The organism is Mesorhizobium sp. M8A.F.Ca.ET.057.01.1.1 (assembly GCF_003952565.1).
In the GTDB taxonomy this organism is placed as follows: Bacteria; Pseudomonadota; Alphaproteobacteria; order Rhizobiales; family Rhizobiaceae; genus Mesorhizobium.
In genome coordinates, this window is the sequence record NZ_CP034454.1 from 4,376,650 (window position 1) to 4,395,948 (window position 19,299).

A 19,299-nucleotide genomic window follows, 5' to 3' on the forward strand; every position below is an offset into this window, starting at 1 on the left:
GTGGACTAGCTGGTGAAACTATTCTATGCCCCTCGCGTTCTTGCCGTCTCAGGTAGGTCGGCAGGTGGTACTTGGCAGGATTTAGGAAGTTCCAGTGTCGGCAATGTCTCGGTGCCGGCAAGGTTTTTCAATGCATAAAGTGGCTGAGCTCAAGCGGCACGTGTTGCCCGCAGGGGGTGCATCGAGCCGAATGCAAAGTGTCTACGATCAGATGCCCTGTGTGTCGTGGCAGCGGACTGCAAGGCTCGGCATACATACCTGAAGCAGATCAGTAAGCCACGACCGATCTCGTCGATGATGTCGGGAGTGTTGTTCCTCGGCGAGCCTGCCAATCGGCCACACCACCATCAGGTCGAAGGGAAACGGCTTCATCAGGTCGCGCGGGGCCGGCTCCGGTCCATGCCATAGTCCGCTCGCGCCAATACGCCTGAGCATCCGATCATGGATCGTCGCTGTCAACGCATTCAGTTCGCATGTGGCAATGCCAAAGGGTGGGATCAATTCGCTCGTATACCTCCTCGGCATGGTTTTCCGTGCGACCTCAGTCGCATTCGAATTGATTCGGCGCTGAGGAATTTGAGACGTTTCAACCGCAAGTCGTCCGCACCCAATCGAGGCAAACGGACGCTTGAAAGTCAACTTAGGCTTTCGCCCGAATGAGGGAGGAGAGCACTTTCCCAAAATTCATGAGTATGCACACGTCTGAAGACCTCAGCCTTCCCCAGAAGGTATTTGACCGGCTATGCCAAGAGCACCGTCTGGCGCTTAAGGACCGCGGGCGGAGGGAACAACTTGCCCGCGAGGTCAGGAAAGCCTTCGAGGATGGCTTCACCGACGAAACCGAATTGCGGCGACTCTCGAAGCGCCGCACGGCAAGCGTTAGCACATAGGTCTGAACACACGACTGACAAACAAATAGCCCGCCGCCGGTGAGTAGCGGGCCAGAAAGAGGCAAGGATTAGGAAGACGCTCCAGAAGTGGATTATCGGCTCTCGTAGCAGCAGCGCGTGCGGCGAGGCTGTGATGCTCACCTGGCAGGGCGACCACTCCCACGCTTTCGTCGACCGCTGCAATGGCCTTGTGGGGATCAGCCGCGGTATCTCGGATCAAAGCTCAAGGGGTTTCCCTGCCACGCCACCGGCTTTATTGACCGCGCCGACCGCTGAAGACCTGCAAGCAGATGTCTGAACGAGCGAGCCGATCTGAGGGTCGATGCGGGGTTGCGCTCAAGAGCCCGGCCGAAACGATGGCATGGGACGAAATTCTCCGGGACTGCGCGGCATCACAAGTCCGCAGATAGAGTGCACTGTTTACCAGACAGAGACAGTCAGAATGGGCTTCTACAATCAGTCCGATCAGATGAACGATACAGTGATCAGTGTCGTCTCAGACCAAGGGGGCTGCGAGTGCCAGCGTTAAGGTTGGAAGTCGCTAAGTTATTTGCGATGTGCCAGGCGATGTCGAGCCGCCTTGGCCCGATTTCCGCAACCATCCATCGAGCACCAGCGCCGCGGTTTTGAGCGGCTCTCGTTGATGAAGAAGCCGCCGCAATGGTCGGCCTCGCAACGCCGGATGTCGTTCCCCGAGGGAAACAACAACAGCATGGCGGCTGCCGCAGCCGATCTGCGCAGCGGCAGATTAATGGCCTCGGTTGCCGAGGCGGAAGAGAGATTCAGGATCTCGCCAAGGCCAGCCGAGCCGCCCGCCCGCGCTATCGCTGCCCGCAAGTCGCGCAGGCTTGCGCTTTTTGCTGCCGGGCTGCTGTTGAGATTTCTCGCCGAGCGCGTGAGCCATGATTTGAGGCTGGCGCGCAGCGTCAACACCCCGCTATGCACGTCGCAGACGAGGCTCCCATGATTGCGCGCCAACCGCTTGAGGGAGCGCGATTCTACTTCCGATAGCAGCCGGGCGGGAATGCAAAAGGCTAGCAGGTCCCCATAACTCGCAATGAAGTCGACCTCGTGCCCATCACGCCGGTGCAAAGTGTTGGCAAGGTCGAGGGCGGGCGCACCGCCAAGCATGCGCATGGAGCCGAGCGACGAGACGTAGGTCTGGACTAATTCGGTTGATTTCATCCCGGCAGTATGTAACCCCTTAAGAGGTTACTCAAGAGCATAGGGGAGGGTTAATGGAGAAGGCTCTGGTGGCGCTGCTGGCTTGGCTTGCGTTTCCGGTACTGGCGCACGCAGATGACGATGTGCTTTACCGCTCTAGCGTGATTGTCACCGGCGATCGCGAGGAGACGCGAATTCCCGCCATTCCGCAGGGCTTCGAACTTGCGGCGCAAAAGCTGACGGGCAATCCCGACATCGCGCAAAACCCTGCCTTCGCTTCGCTGGCGGTCGGGTCGCGCGCAATGGTCTGGTCCTACACCTATCACGATCGCATGTTCGGCATTCCAATTCATGACGAGCAAGGCACGCGTGATCGCCCTTTCGATCTCACCTTCCAGTTTGACCGGAAGCGGATGAACGATGCGATCGCGGCAATGGGTGAAAAGCCATGGCTGGGAGCGCGCCCGAAGCTGGCGGTCGTCGTCGAAGTCACCGATATGGCGCGCGGCTATCTGCTCGCCGCCGACGGCGCCCATGGCTCGGACCTGCGCGCAAGCTTTGAAGATGCTTCGGTGCGCTTCGCGATGCCTATCGTCTTCGCTAGGGAGACCGACCTGTCGGCGATCGCGCCGGAAAAGATCGATCCGATATCTCAAGAGGCGTTGGCCGGCCTGAAATCCAAACTGGGGGCTGACGCGATCCTGGTCGGTCATCTCGACTGGGAGACCAGCGAGCCCGGCTGGCATGCGATTTGGCGCCTGCCATTGAGCGCTCATAACCCGAGCTGGGAAATAGCGGGCGTAAACTTCGATGCTGCCTTCCGCAACGCCGTCGGCGGCGCGGCTAAGCGTTTGCGATCGACAAAATAGGTCATTGCCGCAATTTGCGGGCTGAATATGTAACCCACCACATCTGGGGAGACCACTACGCTTGCGCGATGTGCCGCTGTCGCGTGGTCGAAATAGGATTGGGCGCGCTCTCCCAGCCAGAAACTCCGATTTCAGGACGGCACGCCACAACTAGTGGTGCGCAAGGTGGCCGTGTGCACTGAGCGCCGAGTGCCGTCGGCTACTTCGGAGTTTTCCCCGCAAGCATCCAGGCATGAGCAGCCCGTGGTATCGGTCGTTAAAGCCAGCCGGCGTCAAGAGAACGCAAATGCCGCTGAGCGAGCGATCGAAAAATTGCGATGCCATGTCGGATTTGCAAGCGGTCATTCGTCTTCAAGAAAACGCCACTGGCTCGACCTGCATCTCAACAACGAAAGGAACGATCTATGACCAGGAAGATTTTTGTGAGCTTACCGGTGACCGACGTGAGGGCGTCCAGGGCTTTCTATGAATCTCTCGGGTTTAAGAACAATCCCCAATTTACCGGCGAGACAACTGCCGGGATGGTATGGAGCGATGAAATCAACTTCATGCTGCTTAGCCGTGACACATGGCAAACGATGACCACCCGTCCGATCCCGCCATCAACGTCCAGCGAGGTGATGCTGGCGTTGTGCCTGGACACTCGCGAAGCCGTCGATGCGATGGCCGCCGCGGCTGCGGCAAACGGCGGCACAATCGACATCAATCCAGTCGAAGATCATGGGTTTATGTACACCCGCGATCTGGCTGATCCGGATGGTCATGCCTTAGGCGCGATGTGGATGGACGCCTCTGCAACGCCTTCGGAGGTGGCCGACCAAGCGGCGGCCTTGCCAAAAAGGTAGCGTTGGCGGCCTAGGCCCCATCCTTACCCCCTGGCGCGACGCTAGGGCTCTATGAACGCGAATATACTGTAAGGGGGCCCTTGGATATGGCGCACACGCGAAGACGGCGCCTAGAACCGACATCGCGGCACTGCGGGGCCTTCGCGCATCCTCGAGCGCCGTCAGCAACCGTCACCCCGTTTGGTTCGGGTGAGATCAATTTGGCTTGTTGATCGAAGTGACAGCGAGGTTCGTGAGTTTGTTGTTGGTGGCCTTCTCTTGGTCAAGGATCTCGCTGAGCAGGTTGTGCGCCTCGTCATGCCCGAGGTCCTTTGCCCACTCTCGTAGCGAGCCATACCGGGAAATTTCATAGTGTTCGACCGCCTGGCAGGCAGCTAGCAATCCAGCGTCGAGTGCCGTCCCTGAAGCTTCCTCCAGCCGAACGGTGCCGGCCGGCGTCGAAGCCAAGTTTTCAGCATGTCAGTGGCAGTGATATACGCCGGTCTTGTGGTTCATATGGCACCCGTTGGCGTCCGTTCCGCCACTGTGAGCCGAAGCGTTGTTGGCAAATGCAAAAATCAGAGCTGCCATGACCGTAGCAATTGTTGTCTTCATGTAATCCCCCTTAGTATTTTTCGTACAAAGCACGAGCCCAACGTGCGCACAAGCGGAGAGCTGCAAATCTTCTTGGTCCAAGGGTGCCATCGCCGGCCTGCTGGCCTTGGCAGAACTAGTTTCGTGGCAGTTTGTGGATCTCCAACCGAACCGGTCCGCCTCGGTCGCAACTCGTGCAGAGAAGTGCTCGCTCGACGGTGCTGAACAGCGCGTCCTTCCCGTATCGGCGGATCAGTGCGGTCGCCTTTACCGGGGCATGGTGGGAGCAATTCTTGCACCAGGCCCGCAGCGCGTGCCATTCGCGCAAATCCCGAAGACAAACGTCCAGACCGGCATGAACGCTTCCGTCGATGATCGTCTGAGGCGGGATCTTCACCTCGCCAGCCGCTTCGATCACTTCCGCGCCAGCTCGTTCCAGTTCGGACACGTCTCCACCGGCATGACGCCGGCGCCGCGAGAGCGCGCCGGAGCGCTGGGCCGCATGTGTGAGCACGCAGGCTGTGTGAAGCACGGAGGCTTCGGCTTTGCCCGGCCTCGCCAAGAGCCGCATTGGTTCTGTTTCGAGCACCGGGACGACGGCGAGCGTTATCTCTGAAGGGAGACGCACCTCACGGCCAGCAATATCTCAGACGTGGTTTGGCCGGTGAAACTATTTTCTGCCCCTCGCGTTTTTGCCGTCTCAAGTAGGTGGGCAGGTGGTACTTGGCAGAATTTAGGAAGTTCCGATGCCGGCAATGTCTCGGTGCCGGCAAGGTTTTTCATTGCATAAAATGGATGAGTTCAAACGGCACGTGTTGCCCTCAGGGAGTTCACCGACCCGGGTGCAAAGGTTCGACGATCAGATGCCCGATGTGTGGCGGCAGCGGTCTGCAAAGCCCTGAGATTATACGTCAAACAGATCAGTAGGCCCCAAGCCAATCTCGTCGATGATGTCGGGCGTGTTGTTCCGCGGCGAACCGACCTTGCTGTTGATCGGCCACATCTTCATCAGGTCGGACGGAAATGGCTTCATCAGGTCGCGCGGATCAGGTTCCGGTCCGAGCCAGCGCATATAATCCGCCGGCGCCAGGATCACCGGCATGCGGTCATGGATCGTGGCCATGAGGTCGTTCGGCTCACAAGTGGCAATCGCGAAGGTCCGGATCAACTCGCCGGTGGCCTTGTCGGCATACTCTTCCCAGATGCCGGCCATGGCAAAGGGTTCGTCCGTCTTCATCGCGATGGCATATGGCTGCTTCTTCTTTCCCGACGCATCGAGCTTCTGCCATTCGAAATAGCCATCGACCGGTACCAAGCAACGCCGCGCGGCATAGGCTTTGCGAAACAGGCCATTGCTGGCGATCGTCTCGCAGCGGGCGTTCACGGGCGGCGGGCGGCCGCCACCATCCCGAGCCCAACCGGGAACAAGGCCCCAGCGTGCCGAAACAAAGCCGGCCATGCTGGTCGACAGCTCCTCACGGATGATGATGGGATAGGTCAGGCTCGGCGCGCCGTTCCAAAGTGGGAAGCTGTTGCCCAGTCGATCGACCTCGCCCGGATGGGCGAATTCGAACCGACGAACCATGTCGGGAATGGCGGTCTTTACGAAAACGCGTCCGCACATTAGGGCGTGCTCAATCGTTGCCGTTAGGGAAGGCCAAAATGGGAACGGAGTACGAACGAGTCAAGGTGCCCCGGTTGGGTCAGTCTTGCCGATCGCGCCGCGCATTTGAAACGCGGGATGCGCAGTCGTCATTGCCAGGTACTCGCGACCTTTGTCCGATAGCGAGACCTCGTCCGTCACGCCCGCTTGATACAGTTGGATGAGCGCTGCCGCTAACAGTTCCCCCAAAATTGAGTCTCGGTGGATGTTTGCTGCGGTGCAACGCCGATCGAATACCCGTTGCAGGAGGTCGATTTCTTCAGGTTGATATGCGTCAGGATTGGTAGCGCGAAACATCGCAGCTCCTCCGGCTTGGGGCGGAAGCGCGATAGTCGCTCACAGTCGGCGGAGCCCGTGGCAATTTCCGCCGATCTTCCAGCTTTATGCCTTGAGACTCATTGTGTCGTTATCAAATGACGCACTGCCCGCGCTTATCGAAGCGGCCGCGCACTCATTCCGGCACTCCGGGATCGTGGAAGTGCGCTATCCAGTCCACCAAGGTCCGATACAGGCTTTCCACCTCATCGTCGATCTCGTCGCGCCGGATGCCGATGGCCTTCGCGTCGGCAAATAGCTTGTGAGTTAGGTCGTGTATCGAGACTGCGTCCGCCCTCGCGGTTTCCGGAACGTTGTTCTGGATCCATCGATGCAGGAAGTTGATGCCGCGCGTGCTCATGCAGCCATAATTTCACGACTGCTCTTCGGTTCCGCCCTACCGGCCGAGGGGCCGCCTCGAAAGCGATAGCAATTCCGCCTCGTCCCTGATGCCCGCCATGTAATTGCCGATGATTCGGGAGGCAATCGCGTCACGGGCCTCGGTAGATTGGTTGTCGAGCCGCAATTGTTCGAAGACCCTGGCTAGCAACGCCAATTCCGATGGATCGAAAATGCCAGCCTCATTCGCCCTTGTCCGTATTGGCATGATGCTCCTCCCGGAAATCTTGCAGAGAGGCGTGCCGCAAATCCTCTTCGCCGCGCAAGTGCTTCACACGGCCAATGATACCCGCCTTGACCCATTGTGTCGCGGGGCGCTTCATGCCCCTGGGCGCCTCGCCCGCGTGCTCCTGAACGCGCTTCCATAGGCGCTCGCGGATTGCCCGGCTGGAGTTGATGAAGGCCGAACCGACATACTGCCCCGTCTTGCGATCGGCCATAAGAGCGAATGCTGGCTTGCCGGGCTCCCGTTCGACGCCAAGCAACTCATATTCCTCTACCGTGTAGCATTTGGCCTTGAGCCAGTTTGTCGATGGGCCTGAGCGATACTTGCTGTCCTTGCGCTTCGAAACCATGCCCTCAAGGCCGGCTTGGTCGACAAGGTGGAAAATGGCGGTAGCATCGCCCGGCAAGGGCTGAGAGAATTGAATCCTGATGTCCGGCGGGATTAGCTCCGCAAGGATCTCTCGCCGTTCCTCCAGGGGCATGTCGCGAATATCGTGGCCGTTGATGTGCAGCAGGTCGAAAGCGACGAAATAGAGGTCGTGCTGCCGCCTGGTGATGGCCTTGCGCAGGGCGCCGAAGTCGGAAAGCCCAGCATCGTTCAAGACAATGATTTCCCCGTCGATGATAGCGCTGTCGACATCAAGGTCGCCGGCCGCCTTGGCGAGGTCACGGTATTTGGCCGTCCAGTCCAGCCCGCGACGCGTGAAGATCCGCACGCCGTCCTCGTCCTTAAGGATCTGCGATCGGTACCCGTCGAACTTGACCTCGTGAATCCATCCGTCGCCCTCGGGAGGCTTCTCAACCAAGGTCGGCATTAACGGCTCGACGAACTTCAAACGCATACACAGCACTCGCGGAACCGCGATTCAATTAGTATGCCCTTAATTAGTTCCGGAAGATTTTAACGGTTCGTGCGCGTGCTCATCCAAACGATCCGAAGGTCAGGAACACCATCACCACCGCCAGCAGGGTTGAGAGGGGAACTGCGGCGACCAGGACCGCTTCTAAAACTCGGGTTTCTTTATCCCTGAACATCACGCCTCTGTGCAAGATTCGTCGAGTGCTGCTTATTATCGGCTATTCAATTAGCTCGGACTGAAATGGTTCCGAGAACTCCGCCCGTCAGCGATGCAACAAAAGCGGCGCTATCCACGTTGCCTGCATCTGCGGAGGGGCGTCCGATGACGAAGTACGTGGTGGAAGAAATTTACGGCGGCGCGGTGGTGTCAGCTGGCGTGGTCTTGGAGGAGGATCCGATGAAGGCCGCCGAGGTGCTGGCTGGTCAACCATTGTCGCCAAGGGCACTACAGGATCATTGGTTCCGCGTGGTCGATGAGGATCGGGCCGCCGTATACGAGTACAGCCTGGTCGGCCCTGACCAGCGTCCAGACCTTTCTGGATCGACGAGGCTGTCCGACCTTGGCTCGCCGATTCCAGGCAAGGTGCACAGCGCCGCCTTCATTCGCGAAGAGGATCATTTCTACAACTGTCCGACATGCGGTCAGTCGGTCGATCAGCGCGACTTGCGCCAGATCATGTGGCACGAGGAGCCCGGCCACGAGCCTCTGGAGCCGGAGCTTTCGGCCAAGGTGATTGAATTCCCAAAAACAGGACCAGACCGCCGGTCGGGAGGCTAACGGGCCTGGCATGCACCGTCGGCCTACGGGTGTGGACGGTCCTCCGCGATAACGTTGTAGAGCACACAGCACGCCAACAACGAGACGACGCCACCTAAGAGATCATTCGCCGTCAAACCAGAGAAATAAACGAATTCAAATGCTGACACGGTCGTCGCCCTACCTTGGAAATCCACCAAGATAGAACCGTTAGAAAGCCCTAATGTTCCGCGCCCGATGAGCACTTCTGGACTCTTCGTCGGCGCGGCCGCATTCTCCCGGCGGGGAGATGGCTCGAGCAGCATTCTTCATATAGATGCCGACTAGACTGATCGGTGGCGCAAGAAACGCAAGCAAGCGGCGTTGCTGCTGGCTGGCGCAAGGCCAAGCGGTGAAGCTACCCTCCCCGACGACGGACCCGCTACCCGCTCTCTGGCGGGCAGCGGGCCGTTTTGATTTCGGCGGTGGAGGCCGACCGGCGGCAAATGTGCCGTTCGCCGCCGGTGGTGATATTAGCTGGCTCCGAGTGGGTTGAGGGATTGCGGATTCGTAAGGAGCGACTGCGCATGGCGAAGACGCCGCTGGTTGACGAGGCAACCTAAAAGGTCGCTACACCCGGGTCATGCGGTCCAATCGCAGGCGTATCCGCTGACCTTCCTCATAGGACAGCGCGAATGATTCGGGTGAGTTCTTGGTCGTCTTCGATGACGCGGATCAGCCATTCGCCACAAGCTTCCACGACCTCGATCCTGATCGCCACCTTACGGAACGGAACGACGTATCCATCGCAATTGCTCCCAAAAAAGGAAATGGGGGACGTCGATATTTAGCTCCGCGTTATGTGCCGCCGTTGCCCAACCCAGCCGACGGAGGTCGTACCGGTCCCGTCGTGTTCCATTGGATGAATTCCACTTCCTTGCCGGTCACTTCCCGCACGGTTTTCAACAGCACCTCATGCAGGATCCGCGTTGAGCGGTAGTGCTCGCAATGCGGCGATATAAACGGCTTGATGATGCTCCTGTGCAGAGCCTCTGCAGCGGTCACGAAGCGTTCAATCTCTTCCGTCGAGAGCTGCTTAGATGGTTTGGACCTGGCCACTGGCGAACTCCGTTTCGTGAAAGGTCGCCGCAACGGGAGGAATATAATCCTCGTCGCCTTACCCCAGCAAGGCCATCTAGCTCATTCTTCCCTGAAATCTTGGAGCGAGGCGTGCCGCAAATCCTCCTCGCCGCGCAAGTGTTTCACGCGCCCGATGATTCCCGGCTTCACCCACTGCGTTGCCGGCCGCATCATTCCCTTGGGCGCCGGCCCGGCGTGCTCTTGGACGCGCTTCCACAGCCGCTCACGGATGGCATGGCTGGAATTAATGAAGGCCGAACCGACATAACGCCCCGTCGTCCGATCCGCCATCAAGGCAAAGGCCGGCTTGCCTGGCTCCCGTTCGACGCCTAGCAGCCGTATTCCTCAACCGTATAGCATTTCGCCTTTAGCCAGTTCGTCGAGGGACCGGAGCGATAACTGCTGTCGCGCCTTTTCGACACCATGCCCTCCATGCCGGCCTGGTCGATCAGGTGGAAAATGGCGGTAGCATCGCCCGGCAATGGCTGAGAGAATTGAATCCTGATGTCCGGCGGGATTAGCTCCGCAAGGATCTCTCGCCGTTCCTCCAGGGGCATGTCGCGAATATCGTGGCCGTTGATGTGCAGCAGGTCGAAAGCGACGAAATAGAGGTCGTGCTGCCGCCTGGTGATGGCCTTGCGCAGGGCGCCGAAGTCGGAAAGCCCGGCATCGTTCAGCACGATGATCTCGCCGTCGATGATGGCGCTGTCGACATCAAGGTCGCCGGCCGCCTTGGCGAGGTCTCGGTATTTGGCCGTCCAGTCCAGCCCGCGACGCGTGAAGATCCGCACGCCGTCCTCGTCCTTGATGATCTGGGAGCGGTACCCGTCGAACTTGACTTCGTGAATCCAGCCTTCGGCCTCGGGAGGCTTCTCAACCAAGGTCGGCAGCAACGGCTCGATGAACTTCAAAGGCATGCACAGGACCCGCGGAACCGCGATTCAATTAGCATACCCTTAATTAGTTGCGGGAAATTTTAACGGTTCGTTGACCGCGCTGTCCTATTTTGGAACAGCGCGGTCTTACCCCAACCCGGACTGCGCGGGCGGCTCCGACACGCACATGCCATCGCACTGTCGGAGCCGTCACCCTACCCTCTGAATACCAGCAATGGTTGAATCAACAGTTACCAAACGTGCCTACCGGTGCGTCTTCCCAGTCGTTAGATTTGTTGAAATCAATCCGCCAAGCCCGCTTCGTGGTGCACGATCGCATTAAGGATCGCTTCGTACGCGCTTTCGGTGTCTTCCTCTTCCTCGATCTACGCGCTGCTGATTCCGACAGCCTTGGCGTCGGCGAACAGTTGCTGGGGCAGTTCCGCAATCGAGATGACGTCGATCACGGCCGTCTTGGGAACGTTGTTGCTTATCCACCAGTCTAAGAAGTTTGTGCCGCGATCTCAAATTGCCAGGCCTCCGAATGCGATGGCCCGCGCCTTGCCCAACCACCGACGCGGGCCGACCGAGGTCTCGGGGACGTTGGTCAGCAGTCGACGCCGACTGCCGGTGATTAAATTAGCATGTCCTAAAATGGTTCCGGGAACTTTTATCACTGAGGGATGTTCGACAGCGATGACGAAGCTATCCGACCTTGGCCCTCCCATCCCCGGCGTACTCAACCGAGACGACCTCATTCGGTCAGACGGCCACTTCTACAACTGCCCGACCTGCGGACAGCGGGTCCGACCGGCGCGATCTGCGTCAGGTTTTCTATCACGAGGAGCCGGGGCACGAGCCGCTGGAGCCTGAGCCGGAGCCGGAGCCGGAGCGGCAAGCGACGATCCTGAAATTCAGACGGTCTAGCAAATAGAGCCGGCCACCGAGCCGGACCGTCGCTCCGACCAAGCGACACGCCGAAGCTAAGTCCTTAACTGTCGTGTTCTGGAGCGGTTCATGTCGTCTGTACGGTTTGTCCTGGCATACCTTGCTGTTTTTGCCCTGATCGCATCCGCGATATGGTTCTTGGTCCGCCATTGGCCAACCAACATAATTGTGTGATGTGACAGTCGAAGCGCACAGAGTTCCAATTCAAGACCTAAGTACCGACGTGAAACGCCCGTCGCGGGAGGCCACGTGAGGAGCCTTCCTTATAGGAGTGGTTAGTCCCGGGCGCTTAAGCTTTGTGCGGCCCGAAGGAACCTTCCACTCCGAAGGTGGTTGCTGAAAAAAGGGGAGCGTCCATCAATGCCGAAATACCAAGTCGAAGAAATGCACGGTGACGAGGTCGTTGGCTCGCACGTTGTGGCCGCTGAAGACGCCGCGAGTGCGGTCAAATTGATCACGGCGATTTCTCTTTCCGCCAAGGATGCCGTGCGAGAACATTGGTTGCGTGTTGTGGACGAGACAGAAGGCACCGTGCATAAGTTCGGCCTGGATGAGCCTCAGCCTCCCGCAGACTTTTCAAAATAGCGATCTGGGCCAGCGAAGCCAATGCCGCAGCAGTAATGCCCGCAGTTCTGATGTCATAATAGACCCGCGCGCGTCCTGTCCCATTTCAGCACTATGGTGTTGGCATTGCTCTTGCTCCGGACTTCGTGCCGGTAATCCCGGCCCTGATCGCGTAGCTGATCAGGTGGTAGGCTCGCCGGGCTTGAGGTGGTTGGGGTCCTTCGCCCGGCGAGTTTCGGGCGATAGGTAGCGCACCTTCTTTCGGATGACTTCGTTCATATGACGCCGGCGCCGCTCGAGGTGCCAGAGTGCTGGGCCATATCTGCGAGCACCCAGGCTGCGCGAAGTACCGAGGCTTCGGTTTTGCCCGGCCTCGCCAGGAGCCGCATTGGGTGTGTTTCGAGCACCGGGACGACGGCGAGCGTTATCTCTGAAGGAGTCGTGTTCATCGAGTGTTGCGCAACTGCAACGTGCAGCGCCTTTTGCCCGCTTTGTGGGAATTGCGGTTGGCTAGAGCTCGATGAGATCCTACAGCGTTTACAATATTCATTCGATTGAAGGGGCTTGCTATGAAATCTACCCTCGTTGTGACCACCATTTTGGTGGGCCTGTCCAGCGGTGCTTATGCTGCCGATGCGGTAGTCACAGAGCCCGTGCCGGTAGCTTCCTCGTTTGACTGGACTGGCGCTTACATCGGCGTGAACGCCGGTGGTGGTTTTGGCACCACTACCCTTTCTCCTTCCGGCGGCGGCCCTGGCTCTATCGACCTCGATGCGAGCGGCTTCCTGGGAGGCGTTCAGGCCGGTTACAACTGGCAGGTTGGCCAATTCGTTTACGGCGTTGAAGCCGACTTTCAGGGTGCCGACATTAAGGGCGACCTGTCGATCTTTGGCCCCTCTCTCGAAACAAAGATTGACTGGTTCGGCACGCTGCGTGCTCGCATTGGTTATACGCCCATCGATCGCTTCATGATCTATGGCACCGGCGGCTTGGCCTACGGTCACGAAAAAATCTCTGCCCCCGGGCTCGACTTGTCCAAGACCAAGGCCGGCTGGACCGTTGGCGCGGGCGCCGAATACGCCATCAACACGAATTGGACGTTCAAGTCTGAGTATCTTTACACGGACCTGGGTAAAGCGACGTTCACACCCGGAGGTGGTTTTGGTGTTGACGTCAAAGCTCCCTTTCACACCGTTCGCGTCGGTCTGAACTACAAGTTCTAATCGATAAGCAGACCGCAACTATCGGCCCCGGCATTGTCCGGGGCTTTTTCGTTTCTGCGAACCATACACGAGGTTCGTCGCGATATGGCACATGCGATGCTTGCTCCCCTGTGCGCAGGCGCGATGCTTCTTAGCGCTCTTCAAGGCCCGGGACCTACACGTCGAACAGGTCCCTCGGCCCGCGGCCGATCTCGTCAATGATATCGGGCGTGTTGTTGCGCGGGGAACCGACCTTGCTATCGATGGGCCATCTTCATCAATTCCGACGGGAACGGCTTCAGCAGGTCGCGCGGATCCGGCTCTGGTCCAAGCCAGCGCATATAGTCGGCTGGCGCCAGGATCACTGGCATCCGATCATGGATTGTCGCCATCAATGCATTCGGTTCGCACGTGGCAACGGCGAATGTCCGGATCAGTTCGCCGGTCACCTTGTCCACATACTCTTCCCAGATACCGGCCATCGCAAAGGGTTCGTCTGACTTCATGGCGATGGCGTAAGGCTGCTCCTTTGTCCCCGACGCGTCGAGCTTCTGCCATTCGAAATAGCCATCGACAGGCACCAGGCAGCGGCGGAAGGCATAGGCCTTGCGGAACAAGCCGTTGCTGGGGATGGTCTCGCAGCGGGCGTTGACCGGTGGCGGACGGCCCCCACCGTCCCGAGCCAACGGGGAACCAGGCCCCAGCGCGCCGAGACAAAGGCGGCCATGCTGGTCGAAAGCTCCTCGCGGATGATGATGGATAGGTCACGCTCGGCGCGCCGTTCCACAGCGGGAAGCTGTTTCCCAGCCGCTCGACCTCGCCAGGATGAGCGAACTCAAACCGCCGGACTATGTCGGGTTTAAAAAACGCGTCCGCACATTTTGGAGCCGGTCAATTACGTCAGGGAGATCCAAATGGGAATGGGCTGCGAACGTGTCAACCGCGACGGCGATGCGTAATCGCTTCGAAGATCACTTCGAAGACGCTGCCTACTTCTTCATTCACCTCACTGGCGGCGATTCCAACCTCGCCGGCAGCTTTCATCATTTGGTCAGCCAGGTCGCTAGCAGCGATCGGACTTCCAACCGTTACGTCCGGCAAGGTATTTGCTAACCAGTCGTCAAGGAACTTGCGGCCGCGCACACTCACTCCGGCGGACCCGGCTCATAATGCACGATGGCATCAAGGATCGTCCGATAAAGACTGTCGACATCCTCGTCGATCTCAATCCTCTTGATGCCGACGGCGTTGGCGTCGGCAATGAGGTTGTGCCTGAGTTCATCCACAGATATCTCGTCCGCCTTGGCTTTCTCGGGCACGTTGTTCGCGATCCTCTCCGGGGGGAAGGAATCAAGGGGCGCCGTGAGCGAACTTGAGACTATAGAATCGGTTCCCCGCCGGAAGCAAAAGCCCGCCAGATGCGCGTCATGGCGCCCATCTGGGACCGGGCAACACCTCCTCCTGTCCTGTCCCATTTCAGCACAATGGTGCGGGCATTGCTCTTGCTTCGGACTTCTTGCCGGCAATCCCGGCCCTGATCGCGTACCTGATCAGGTAGTAGGCCCGCCGGGCTTGAGTCGGTTGGGGTCCTGCGCCGGCGAGTTTCGGGCGATTGATGAGGTAGCGCACCTTCTTTCGGATGACTTCGCTCATCTCGGAGGGCGGCGCATAGTCGGGCTAGCCGCCGGGATGCTGTCATCCCAACCCTGTGTCCCGCCGGTTAGGCTCGGCGCCACCCGCCTCTCCATGCCCTGGCGCCGAGCCGCCCCGGAGAAGCTTCCGCGATCACACCATGTCCTTTTGAGGTAGATTCCCCGATTTGCATCGAACAGCCGAGGGATATGAGCGATTGAAGCCCGGAGTCGTTAAACGCTGAAACGCAAAAAAGCCCGCCGGCCGGAGCGGACGGATCTGGCTAATTCATTCGACGCAACCCTGCTAAGTGACCGGCCCCGACACGACGACCACAACTTGGGCAGTGACCGTGTTCAGGCGCTCGCGCTTTACCAGCGTAGGCTTTTCGTAGGTCTTCTTCATTGGTATTCCCCCGGTTGATTTCTCAAGACGCGAAATGACCCGCACCTCTCGGGGAGGCGCGGGCCGACCAGAGATTGGGTCTTTGGTCAGCGACAGGCCTGTGCACCCTGTCGCCGAATGGCTCAATCTGCGGCGATCGACAAGGTTCCGCCATACGAAAAAAGCCCGCCACCGGAGCGGTCTTGGTAGCGGGCACCGGCGCCTTCCTGAGCAACTCGTCAATCTCTCGATTCATGTCCTAGATCACACCCCGCGCGCCAAAGACGGCGTCGAGGTCGTTGACACCCGCCCTATGAAAGGCGTACGTCGCGGCTCGCACCCCGCGTCCAGGGCGCGCTTTAACCCATTGAGGTGCCAAAATGGACGACAATTTTGCCAATGCCCGTGAACACTTCTTCGTTGCGATACGGGCGCTCGCAGCCTCTACAGATAGCATTCAAGCGAGGCTGATTGAGGCGAATAAAAACATTCTGAACATCACGATCGATGAGTTCGACGGCGACCGCGAACTCAAGATAAAATTTGCAAAATTGCTGGACCTTCTGGCGATCGATCAAGATGATTTGGAAACGGTCGCCGTCGAGAACGTCGCCCACATGACTGATTTCGAAGCCGTGCAAGTCGCCGATCTGATCTGCGACTTCTATTATGAGATCACCTAGTTTCGTGTGTGACTAGCCACCTCGTACAGCGCGCCAGATATCAGCCCAGTAGGCTGTCACTAGGGACGCCTCCGCAGCCGCGGCCATGCCGGTAACACCCAAGGCACCAAGCCCCATCAGCTTCCAGCGCGTCACCTCGGCGGTCACTTCCTTAACAGTGGTCATATCCGCATTGAGCTTGCCGACTGCGCTCTCGGTGGCGCTCACGCGATCTACGAGCTCATCGGTCTTCTGATACATCTTGGCCCGACCGGCGGCGGCGCGCTGCTCCGACTGCTCGTAGCTCAAGGCCGCTCGGGCATCGCTGTCCTTGATGTCGCGGCGGATCTCAGTGATGTCGCGCTGCATGTCCTGTGTGGCTTGCAACAACCCGCCGATCATCATTTCGAGGCTTTTGGTTACGGATGTCGGCATCGCCCTGCCCTGCTATTTCAGTTCGGTGCGCCCCGCGGCGCTGGCCATGGCGTGCAGATCGCATTCGGCCCGAGTGTAGAGTTTCACCGCGCACCCGGCGCCATGGGCCGGTCGATCTTGTTCTGGTCGGGAACATTGGTTGCGTGTTGTGACGAATCAGAACGCACGGTACATAAGTTCGGCTGGATGAGCCGCAGCCTCCCAAAACTTTTCAAAATAGCCATAACAAAACTTTCGACCTCAGCCCGCCGATCCCAGGCAAACGGCACGGTGGCGAAGTAATCCGCGAGGACGGCCATTTCTACAATTGCCCGATCTGCGGCCGGCAGGTTGATTGACGCGATTTGGGCCAGGTTATGTGCCATGAAGTGCCTAGCTATCAGCTGCTTGAGCCTTAACCATCGGCGAGCGTTCTCTAATTTCCCCTCCGGAAATAAAAACTGTAGTATTGGTCTGTTCCGGAAAGCCGGCTGCCAAGCGCGTTGCCCGCCCGACCTCCTACGCCACCGATACACCGGCCGCGTTGCAAGGCCGAACGGCAATTCAATCTGCGGCGTCTAATCTCGCTGCGGAACATTTTAGCTAAATTGAATGTTACTATTTATTACGATGATTAAGCTGTCCGATCTCGGCCCATTTGAACCTCACCTCAACGGCAAGAATGCCGACCACGAGAGCGAGTATTTCTACCGCTGCCCCCACGATGAGCGGGACGCGCGCCAAGTTGTGTGGCACTCTTTCACGGAGCACGAGCGGCTGATGGTCGATGGTGACGCACCTCACCTGCCATAAACCGCAGACAGTTCGCGACGCCCGGAACTTCGGCGCTACTGGCATGCGTCATGTCACGTCGATGATGGCACCCTTCGTAGACGTTGCCGGTCTCGTTCCCAATTTCGGGCTACTGACCTCAATCGCCTCTTATTATGAGGAGCTTACGTCGCGCTTCTAAACTCTCACTACGACCGCTAACATTCTTCCGATTGCGAGTGTCAGCGATGCGCTGAGACTGCAAGATTGCCAATCTTAACAAAGCGGCAAGGCGTGGTTTATCTCCGGACGTAATGGTGCTGAACCATGTAAACAATCATTTCTCGGTTCATCCGACATGAGCGTGGCGCTACCGTAATCGAATATGCTCTCATCGCTGCGCTGACGGCGCTTGCGATTATCACCGGCGCAGGTGCGCAGGGCAATTCGATCAACGCTAAGTTCAAGGCTATCGGCAGCACAGTCAACCAGCGGGTGGTGATGCCTATCCATTGCGTTGCAGCCGGATAAGGGTCGTCACAAAAAAGCACGCGGGCCGAGCAGGGGACTGTTGCGATCATGCCGTGCGGGGACAGGACGTGGCTCACCCTGCTCTCTTGCAGCTTTGAGAAAGCGTCGAAGGCGATCGTGTGCCGGCAACATCCTGCATGTGCCTCATTAAGCAGACAAAGCGCCTCTCGATAGGAGTAGGTTTCCTGTTCTTCTGTGCTCCGACCATCGCCTCGCTGGCCTCCGCACCGACGATATGACTCTACTGTCACCGGTCACGAATCGCACTTTCGCTGGCAGGTCAAGACCAGCCTTGGTTGTTGCAGCCCAACCCAGCAAGGGGCTTGGGCGCCTGGACGCGCTCGCCAAGATGATTGCCGAGGATCGCCGCTGAGCGAACCCGTCTGTGCGCGCCACGCTATGGCCCGCACCGCTTTGGCGGAGCGGCGCGGGCCAGCCAAAGGGACAACCCCTCGGCCGCAGCGGTGGGATTCTGCGAAAGCTCTAAGCTACCGATGACTCTCAGGTTCCACTATGCATCTAGAACCCCATCCCCCGGAGGAAGGGACCGTTGGTGCATTCCGTGCCGGAGCCTGCCAGACTCGGGCCTACGTGATGGGACTTGACGGAACTAAAAATGCCGTCCCCCGTTCATGGCGCCAGGGGGATGTATTCATGATGATGAATGGCCTGGTTCTCGTCGTTGAAGACGAACCAATGATATTGCTCGATATCGAAGGGGGACTCGTTGAAGCGGGCTTCGATGTTGTCGGTGTGAATAGCGCTGGCCAAGCGTTGTCTGCCTTTGATGCCGCCCCTGGATCGTTCAACGCTTTGATATCCGATATCCGCCTAGGTGACGGCCGATCTGGCTGGGAAGTTGCTCGCCATGTGAGGCAAACCAATGCGATGATGCCGGTGATCTATATCAGCGGGGACAGCGCCCCTAACTGGGGTGCCGAAGGTGTTCCAGAAAGCGTGATGATCACCAAGCCTTTCGCGCTACCTCAGATCATTACAGCCCTGTCAATGCTGCTAAATCAGCGACATCCCTCACCACCGAACGAACCAAGTGCTGGGTAATCTCCCTAAGCAGATCCCTCTTGCGTAGCCAAGCCGGCAGCGAGCAATCAACTCATTTGGTGGGCCGCCCGGAAGATGATTCTTTCCCGTCCATTACGGAAAGCCCGCTATGACAGCCGGCCTTGCAACCGGCCGGAGACCAGGAGAGTGCGTGTTCATGGTCTCACTCGTTCCGAAGCCACCTTCAGCCAAAGTTGCAATTGCCCGCCGCCCCATTCACGGCAGCGGCGGGCGCCCCAGGGATGAATCAGGGGCATAACCCGAGGCGTTGGAACCCCGGGCTATTTAGATATGAATTAAGCAAGGCCCGCCACTGAAGAAGCAGTGACGGGCCTTTGTCTATCTGCTCGGTTGAGGGGACTTCCAAGCTTATAAAGAACTTCGCCGTGGCGGTTCAGTTCCAACAAAAAAGGCCAACGTATGGAACTGCGTGCGGGCCGGCACTGGTTCCGCTGGCCTGCAGGCTTATGGCGTCGCTGGATCAAACGGCCCGCGGCTCGTTGAAGAGAACAGCAGGCAAGTTGGAGTGACCTGCCGAACAGGCCTGCATCCTCAACTGCCAAGTCGTTTTGGCTC

General features: G+C 58.7%; 22 protein-coding genes and 4 pseudogenes. 10 read left to right on the top strand and 16 right to left on the bottom strand.

Annotated features, from left to right (window positions below):
* Nucleotides 1–284: 284 nt before the first annotated feature.
* Nucleotides 285–489, bottom strand: a pseudogene (locus tag EJ077_RS32220) (SOS response-associated peptidase); the annotation flags it as partial.
* A gap of 947 nt (nucleotides 490–1,436) precedes the next feature.
* The gene (locus EJ077_RS20970) at nucleotides 1,437–2,027 is read right to left on the bottom strand and encodes a CGNR zinc finger domain-containing protein (protein WP_208695923.1); all 591 of its coding nucleotides are present in this window, start codon (nucleotides 2,025–2,027) and stop codon (nucleotides 1,437–1,439) included.
* A 101-nt stretch (nucleotides 2,028–2,128) separates the two neighbouring features.
* Here EJ077_RS20970 and EJ077_RS20975 point away from each other — a divergent pair, with 101 nt between their 5' ends.
* Both EJ077_RS20975 and EJ077_RS20980 read left to right on the top strand, forming a co-directional pair.
* On the top strand, nucleotides 2,129–2,923 hold the full coding sequence (locus tag EJ077_RS20975; RefSeq protein ID WP_208695925.1) for a DUF2066 domain-containing protein: 795 nt from the start codon (nucleotides 2,129–2,131) through the stop codon (nucleotides 2,921–2,923).
* A gap of 404 nt (nucleotides 2,924–3,327) precedes the next feature.
* The gene (locus EJ077_RS20980) at nucleotides 3,328–3,768 is read left to right on the top strand and encodes a VOC family protein (RefSeq protein WP_208695927.1); all 441 of its coding nucleotides are present in this window, start codon (nucleotides 3,328–3,330) and stop codon (nucleotides 3,766–3,768) included.
* Between the two features lie 195 nt (nucleotides 3,769–3,963).
* Here the strand turns inward: EJ077_RS20980 and EJ077_RS20985 are convergent.
* Nucleotides 3,964–4,185: pseudogene (locus EJ077_RS20985) on the bottom strand (ferritin-like domain-containing protein); the annotation flags it as partial.
* Between the two features lie 42 nt (nucleotides 4,186–4,227).
* Complete coding sequence (locus EJ077_RS32850; RefSeq protein WP_416859527.1) at nucleotides 4,228–4,452, bottom strand: YHYH domain-containing protein; 225 nt, start codon at nucleotides 4,450–4,452, stop codon at nucleotides 4,228–4,230.
* 244 nt (nucleotides 4,453–4,696) lie between these two features.
* On the opposite strand from EJ077_RS32850, the gene EJ077_RS31610 reads away from it, so the two are divergent.
* Entirely contained in the window at nucleotides 4,697–4,957 is a 261-nt protein-coding gene (locus EJ077_RS31610) for a hypothetical protein (RefSeq protein WP_210212181.1), read from the top strand.
* 288 nt (nucleotides 4,958–5,245) lie between these two features.
* Here EJ077_RS31610 and EJ077_RS21000 read toward each other — a convergent pair whose 3' ends face one another.
* The 4 genes from EJ077_RS21000 to EJ077_RS21015 form a co-directional block, all read right to left on the bottom strand.
* Complete coding sequence (locus EJ077_RS21000; RefSeq protein ID WP_208695931.1) at nucleotides 5,246–5,965, bottom strand: SOS response-associated peptidase; 720 nt, start codon at nucleotides 5,963–5,965, stop codon at nucleotides 5,246–5,248.
* Between the two features lie 60 nt (nucleotides 5,966–6,025).
* Nucleotides 6,026–6,301 carry a hypothetical protein gene (locus tag EJ077_RS21005; protein WP_208695933.1) on the bottom strand — a complete coding sequence of 92 codons (276 nt, stop codon included), beginning with the start codon at nucleotides 6,299–6,301 and terminating at the stop codon, nucleotides 6,026–6,028.
* A 154-nt stretch (nucleotides 6,302–6,455) separates the two neighbouring features.
* Entirely contained in the window at nucleotides 6,456–6,680 is a 225-nt protein-coding gene (locus EJ077_RS21010) for a DUF768 domain-containing protein (RefSeq protein ID WP_208695935.1), read from the bottom strand.
* A gap of 220 nt (nucleotides 6,681–6,900) precedes the next feature.
* On the bottom strand, nucleotides 6,901–7,785 hold the full coding sequence (locus EJ077_RS21015; RefSeq protein WP_208695937.1) for an ATP-dependent DNA ligase: 885 nt from the start codon (nucleotides 7,783–7,785) through the stop codon (nucleotides 6,901–6,903).
* 339 nt (nucleotides 7,786–8,124) lie between these two features.
* Here EJ077_RS21015 and EJ077_RS32230 point away from each other — a divergent pair, with 339 nt between their 5' ends.
* A complete protein-coding gene (locus EJ077_RS32230; protein WP_245458480.1) occupies nucleotides 8,125–8,580 on the top strand; it encodes a hypothetical protein in 456 nt (151 codons plus the stop codon).
* An 816-nt stretch (nucleotides 8,581–9,396) separates the two neighbouring features.
* Here EJ077_RS32230 and EJ077_RS21025 read toward each other — a convergent pair.
* Complete coding sequence (locus EJ077_RS21025) at nucleotides 9,397–9,657, bottom strand: hypothetical protein (protein ID WP_208695939.1); 261 nt, start codon at nucleotides 9,655–9,657, stop codon at nucleotides 9,397–9,399.
* Between the two features lie 81 nt (nucleotides 9,658–9,738).
* Nucleotides 9,739–10,595: pseudogene (locus EJ077_RS21030) on the bottom strand (RNA ligase family protein).
* A 254-nt stretch (nucleotides 10,596–10,849) separates the two neighbouring features.
* On the opposite strand from EJ077_RS21030, the gene EJ077_RS32855 reads away from it, so the two are divergent.
* The 3 genes from EJ077_RS32855 (at nucleotide 10,850) to EJ077_RS21045 (ending at nucleotide 13,288) form a co-directional block, all read left to right on the top strand.
* Complete coding sequence (locus tag EJ077_RS32855; RefSeq protein WP_416859528.1) at nucleotides 10,850–11,059, top strand: hypothetical protein; 210 nt, start codon at nucleotides 10,850–10,852, stop codon at nucleotides 11,057–11,059.
* An 802-nt stretch (nucleotides 11,060–11,861) separates the two neighbouring features.
* A complete protein-coding gene (locus EJ077_RS21040) occupies nucleotides 11,862–12,086 on the top strand; it encodes a hypothetical protein (RefSeq protein WP_208695941.1) in 225 nt (74 codons plus the stop codon).
* A 548-nt stretch (nucleotides 12,087–12,634) separates the two neighbouring features.
* Nucleotides 12,635–13,288: an outer membrane protein gene (locus tag EJ077_RS21045; RefSeq protein ID WP_208695943.1), complete on the top strand. Its 654-nt coding sequence runs from the start codon at nucleotides 12,635–12,637 to the stop codon at nucleotides 13,286–13,288.
* 154 nt (nucleotides 13,289–13,442) lie between these two features.
* Here EJ077_RS21045 and EJ077_RS21050 read toward each other — a convergent pair.
* The 4 genes and pseudogenes from EJ077_RS21050 to EJ077_RS31615 all read right to left on the bottom strand — a co-directional run bounded on the left by EJ077_RS21050 (nucleotide 13,443) and on the right by EJ077_RS31615 (nucleotide 15,304).
* Nucleotides 13,443–14,119: pseudogene (locus EJ077_RS21050) on the bottom strand (SOS response-associated peptidase).
* An 84-nt stretch (nucleotides 14,120–14,203) separates the two neighbouring features.
* Nucleotides 14,204–14,410: a hypothetical protein gene (locus tag EJ077_RS21055; protein ID WP_245458481.1), complete on the bottom strand. Its 207-nt coding sequence runs from the start codon at nucleotides 14,408–14,410 to the stop codon at nucleotides 14,204–14,206.
* 2 nt (nucleotides 14,411–14,412) lie between these two features.
* A complete protein-coding gene (locus tag EJ077_RS21060; RefSeq protein ID WP_245458792.1) occupies nucleotides 14,413–14,649 on the bottom strand; it encodes a hypothetical protein in 237 nt (78 codons plus the stop codon).
* A gap of 556 nt (nucleotides 14,650–15,205) precedes the next feature.
* Nucleotides 15,206–15,304 carry a putative RiPP precursor gene (locus tag EJ077_RS31615; protein ID WP_210212123.1) on the bottom strand — a complete coding sequence of 33 codons (99 nt, stop codon included), beginning with the start codon at nucleotides 15,302–15,304 and terminating at the stop codon, nucleotides 15,206–15,208.
* A 359-nt stretch (nucleotides 15,305–15,663) separates the two neighbouring features.
* On the opposite strand from EJ077_RS31615, the gene EJ077_RS21065 reads away from it, so the two are divergent.
* Nucleotides 15,664–15,966 carry a hypothetical protein gene (locus EJ077_RS21065; protein ID WP_208695950.1) on the top strand — a complete coding sequence of 101 codons (303 nt, stop codon included), beginning with the start codon at nucleotides 15,664–15,666 and terminating at the stop codon, nucleotides 15,964–15,966.
* A 12-nt stretch (nucleotides 15,967–15,978) separates the two neighbouring features.
* Here the strand turns inward: EJ077_RS21065 and EJ077_RS21070 are convergent, their stop codons facing one another.
* Complete coding sequence (locus EJ077_RS21070) at nucleotides 15,979–16,380, bottom strand: DUF1515 family protein (protein WP_208695952.1); 402 nt, start codon at nucleotides 16,378–16,380, stop codon at nucleotides 15,979–15,981.
* Between the two features lie 83 nt (nucleotides 16,381–16,463).
* The gene (locus EJ077_RS21075) at nucleotides 16,464–16,745 is read right to left on the bottom strand and encodes a hypothetical protein (protein WP_208695954.1); all 282 of its coding nucleotides are present in this window, start codon (nucleotides 16,743–16,745) and stop codon (nucleotides 16,464–16,466) included.
* A 721-nt stretch (nucleotides 16,746–17,466) separates the two neighbouring features.
* Here EJ077_RS21075 and EJ077_RS21080 point away from each other — a divergent pair.
* Together EJ077_RS21080 and EJ077_RS21085 are read left to right on the top strand one after the other, a co-directional pair.
* Nucleotides 17,467–17,661 carry a Flp family type IVb pilin gene (locus tag EJ077_RS21080; protein WP_245458793.1) on the top strand — a complete coding sequence of 65 codons (195 nt, stop codon included), beginning with the start codon at nucleotides 17,467–17,469 and terminating at the stop codon, nucleotides 17,659–17,661.
* Between the two features lie 654 nt (nucleotides 17,662–18,315).
* Entirely contained in the window at nucleotides 18,316–18,723 is a 408-nt protein-coding gene (locus EJ077_RS21085) for a response regulator transcription factor (protein ID WP_245458482.1), read from the top strand.
* Nucleotides 18,724–19,299: the final 576 nt, after the last annotated feature.

Coding starts and splice junctions, on each gene's coding strand:
- EJ077_RS21070 (WP_208695952.1), bottom strand. CDS start 16,380: ATGCCGACATCCGTAACCAAAAGCCTCGAAATGATGATCGGCGGGTTG.
- EJ077_RS32230 (WP_245458480.1), top strand. CDS start 8,125: ATGACGAAGTACGTGGTGGAAGAAATTTACGGCGGCGCGGTGGTGTCA.
- EJ077_RS21065 (WP_208695950.1), top strand. CDS start 15,664: ATGGACGACAATTTTGCCAATGCCCGTGAACACTTCTTCGTTGCGATA.
- EJ077_RS21085 (WP_245458482.1), top strand. CDS start 18,316: ATGATGATGAATGGCCTGGTTCTCGTCGTTGAAGACGAACCAATGATA.
- EJ077_RS31610 (WP_210212181.1), top strand. CDS start 4,697: ATGAACGCTTCCGTCGATGATCGTCTGAGGCGGGATCTTCACCTCGCC.
- EJ077_RS31615 (WP_210212123.1), bottom strand. CDS start 15,304: ATGAAGAAGACCTACGAAAAGCCTACGCTGGTAAAGCGCGAGCGCCTG.
- EJ077_RS21040 (WP_208695941.1), top strand. CDS start 11,862: ATGCCGAAATACCAAGTCGAAGAAATGCACGGTGACGAGGTCGTTGGC.
- EJ077_RS20970 (WP_208695923.1), bottom strand. CDS start 2,027: ATGCGCATGCTTGGCGGTGCGCCCGCCCTCGACCTTGCCAACACTTTG.
- EJ077_RS21000 (WP_208695931.1), bottom strand. CDS start 5,965: ATGTGCGGACGCGTTTTCGTAAAGACCGCCATTCCCGACATGGTTCGT.
- EJ077_RS21045 (WP_208695943.1), top strand. CDS start 12,635: ATGAAATCTACCCTCGTTGTGACCACCATTTTGGTGGGCCTGTCCAGC.
- EJ077_RS21010 (WP_208695935.1), bottom strand. CDS start 6,680: ATGAGCACGCGCGGCATCAACTTCCTGCATCGATGGATCCAGAACAAC.
- EJ077_RS21075 (WP_208695954.1), bottom strand. CDS start 16,745: ATGGCACATAACCTGGCCCAAATCGCGTCAATCAACCTGCCGGCCGCA.
- EJ077_RS20975 (WP_208695925.1), top strand. CDS start 2,129: ATGGAGAAGGCTCTGGTGGCGCTGCTGGCTTGGCTTGCGTTTCCGGTA.
- EJ077_RS32850 (WP_416859527.1), bottom strand. CDS start 4,452: ATGGCACCCTTGGACCAAGAAGATTTGCAGCTCTCCGCTTGTGCGCAC.
- EJ077_RS21015 (WP_208695937.1), bottom strand. CDS start 7,785: ATGCGTTTGAAGTTCGTCGAGCCGTTAATGCCGACCTTGGTTGAGAAG.
- EJ077_RS20980 (WP_208695927.1), top strand. CDS start 3,328: ATGACCAGGAAGATTTTTGTGAGCTTACCGGTGACCGACGTGAGGGCG.
- EJ077_RS21005 (WP_208695933.1), bottom strand. CDS start 6,301: ATGTTTCGCGCTACCAATCCTGACGCATATCAACCTGAAGAAATCGAC.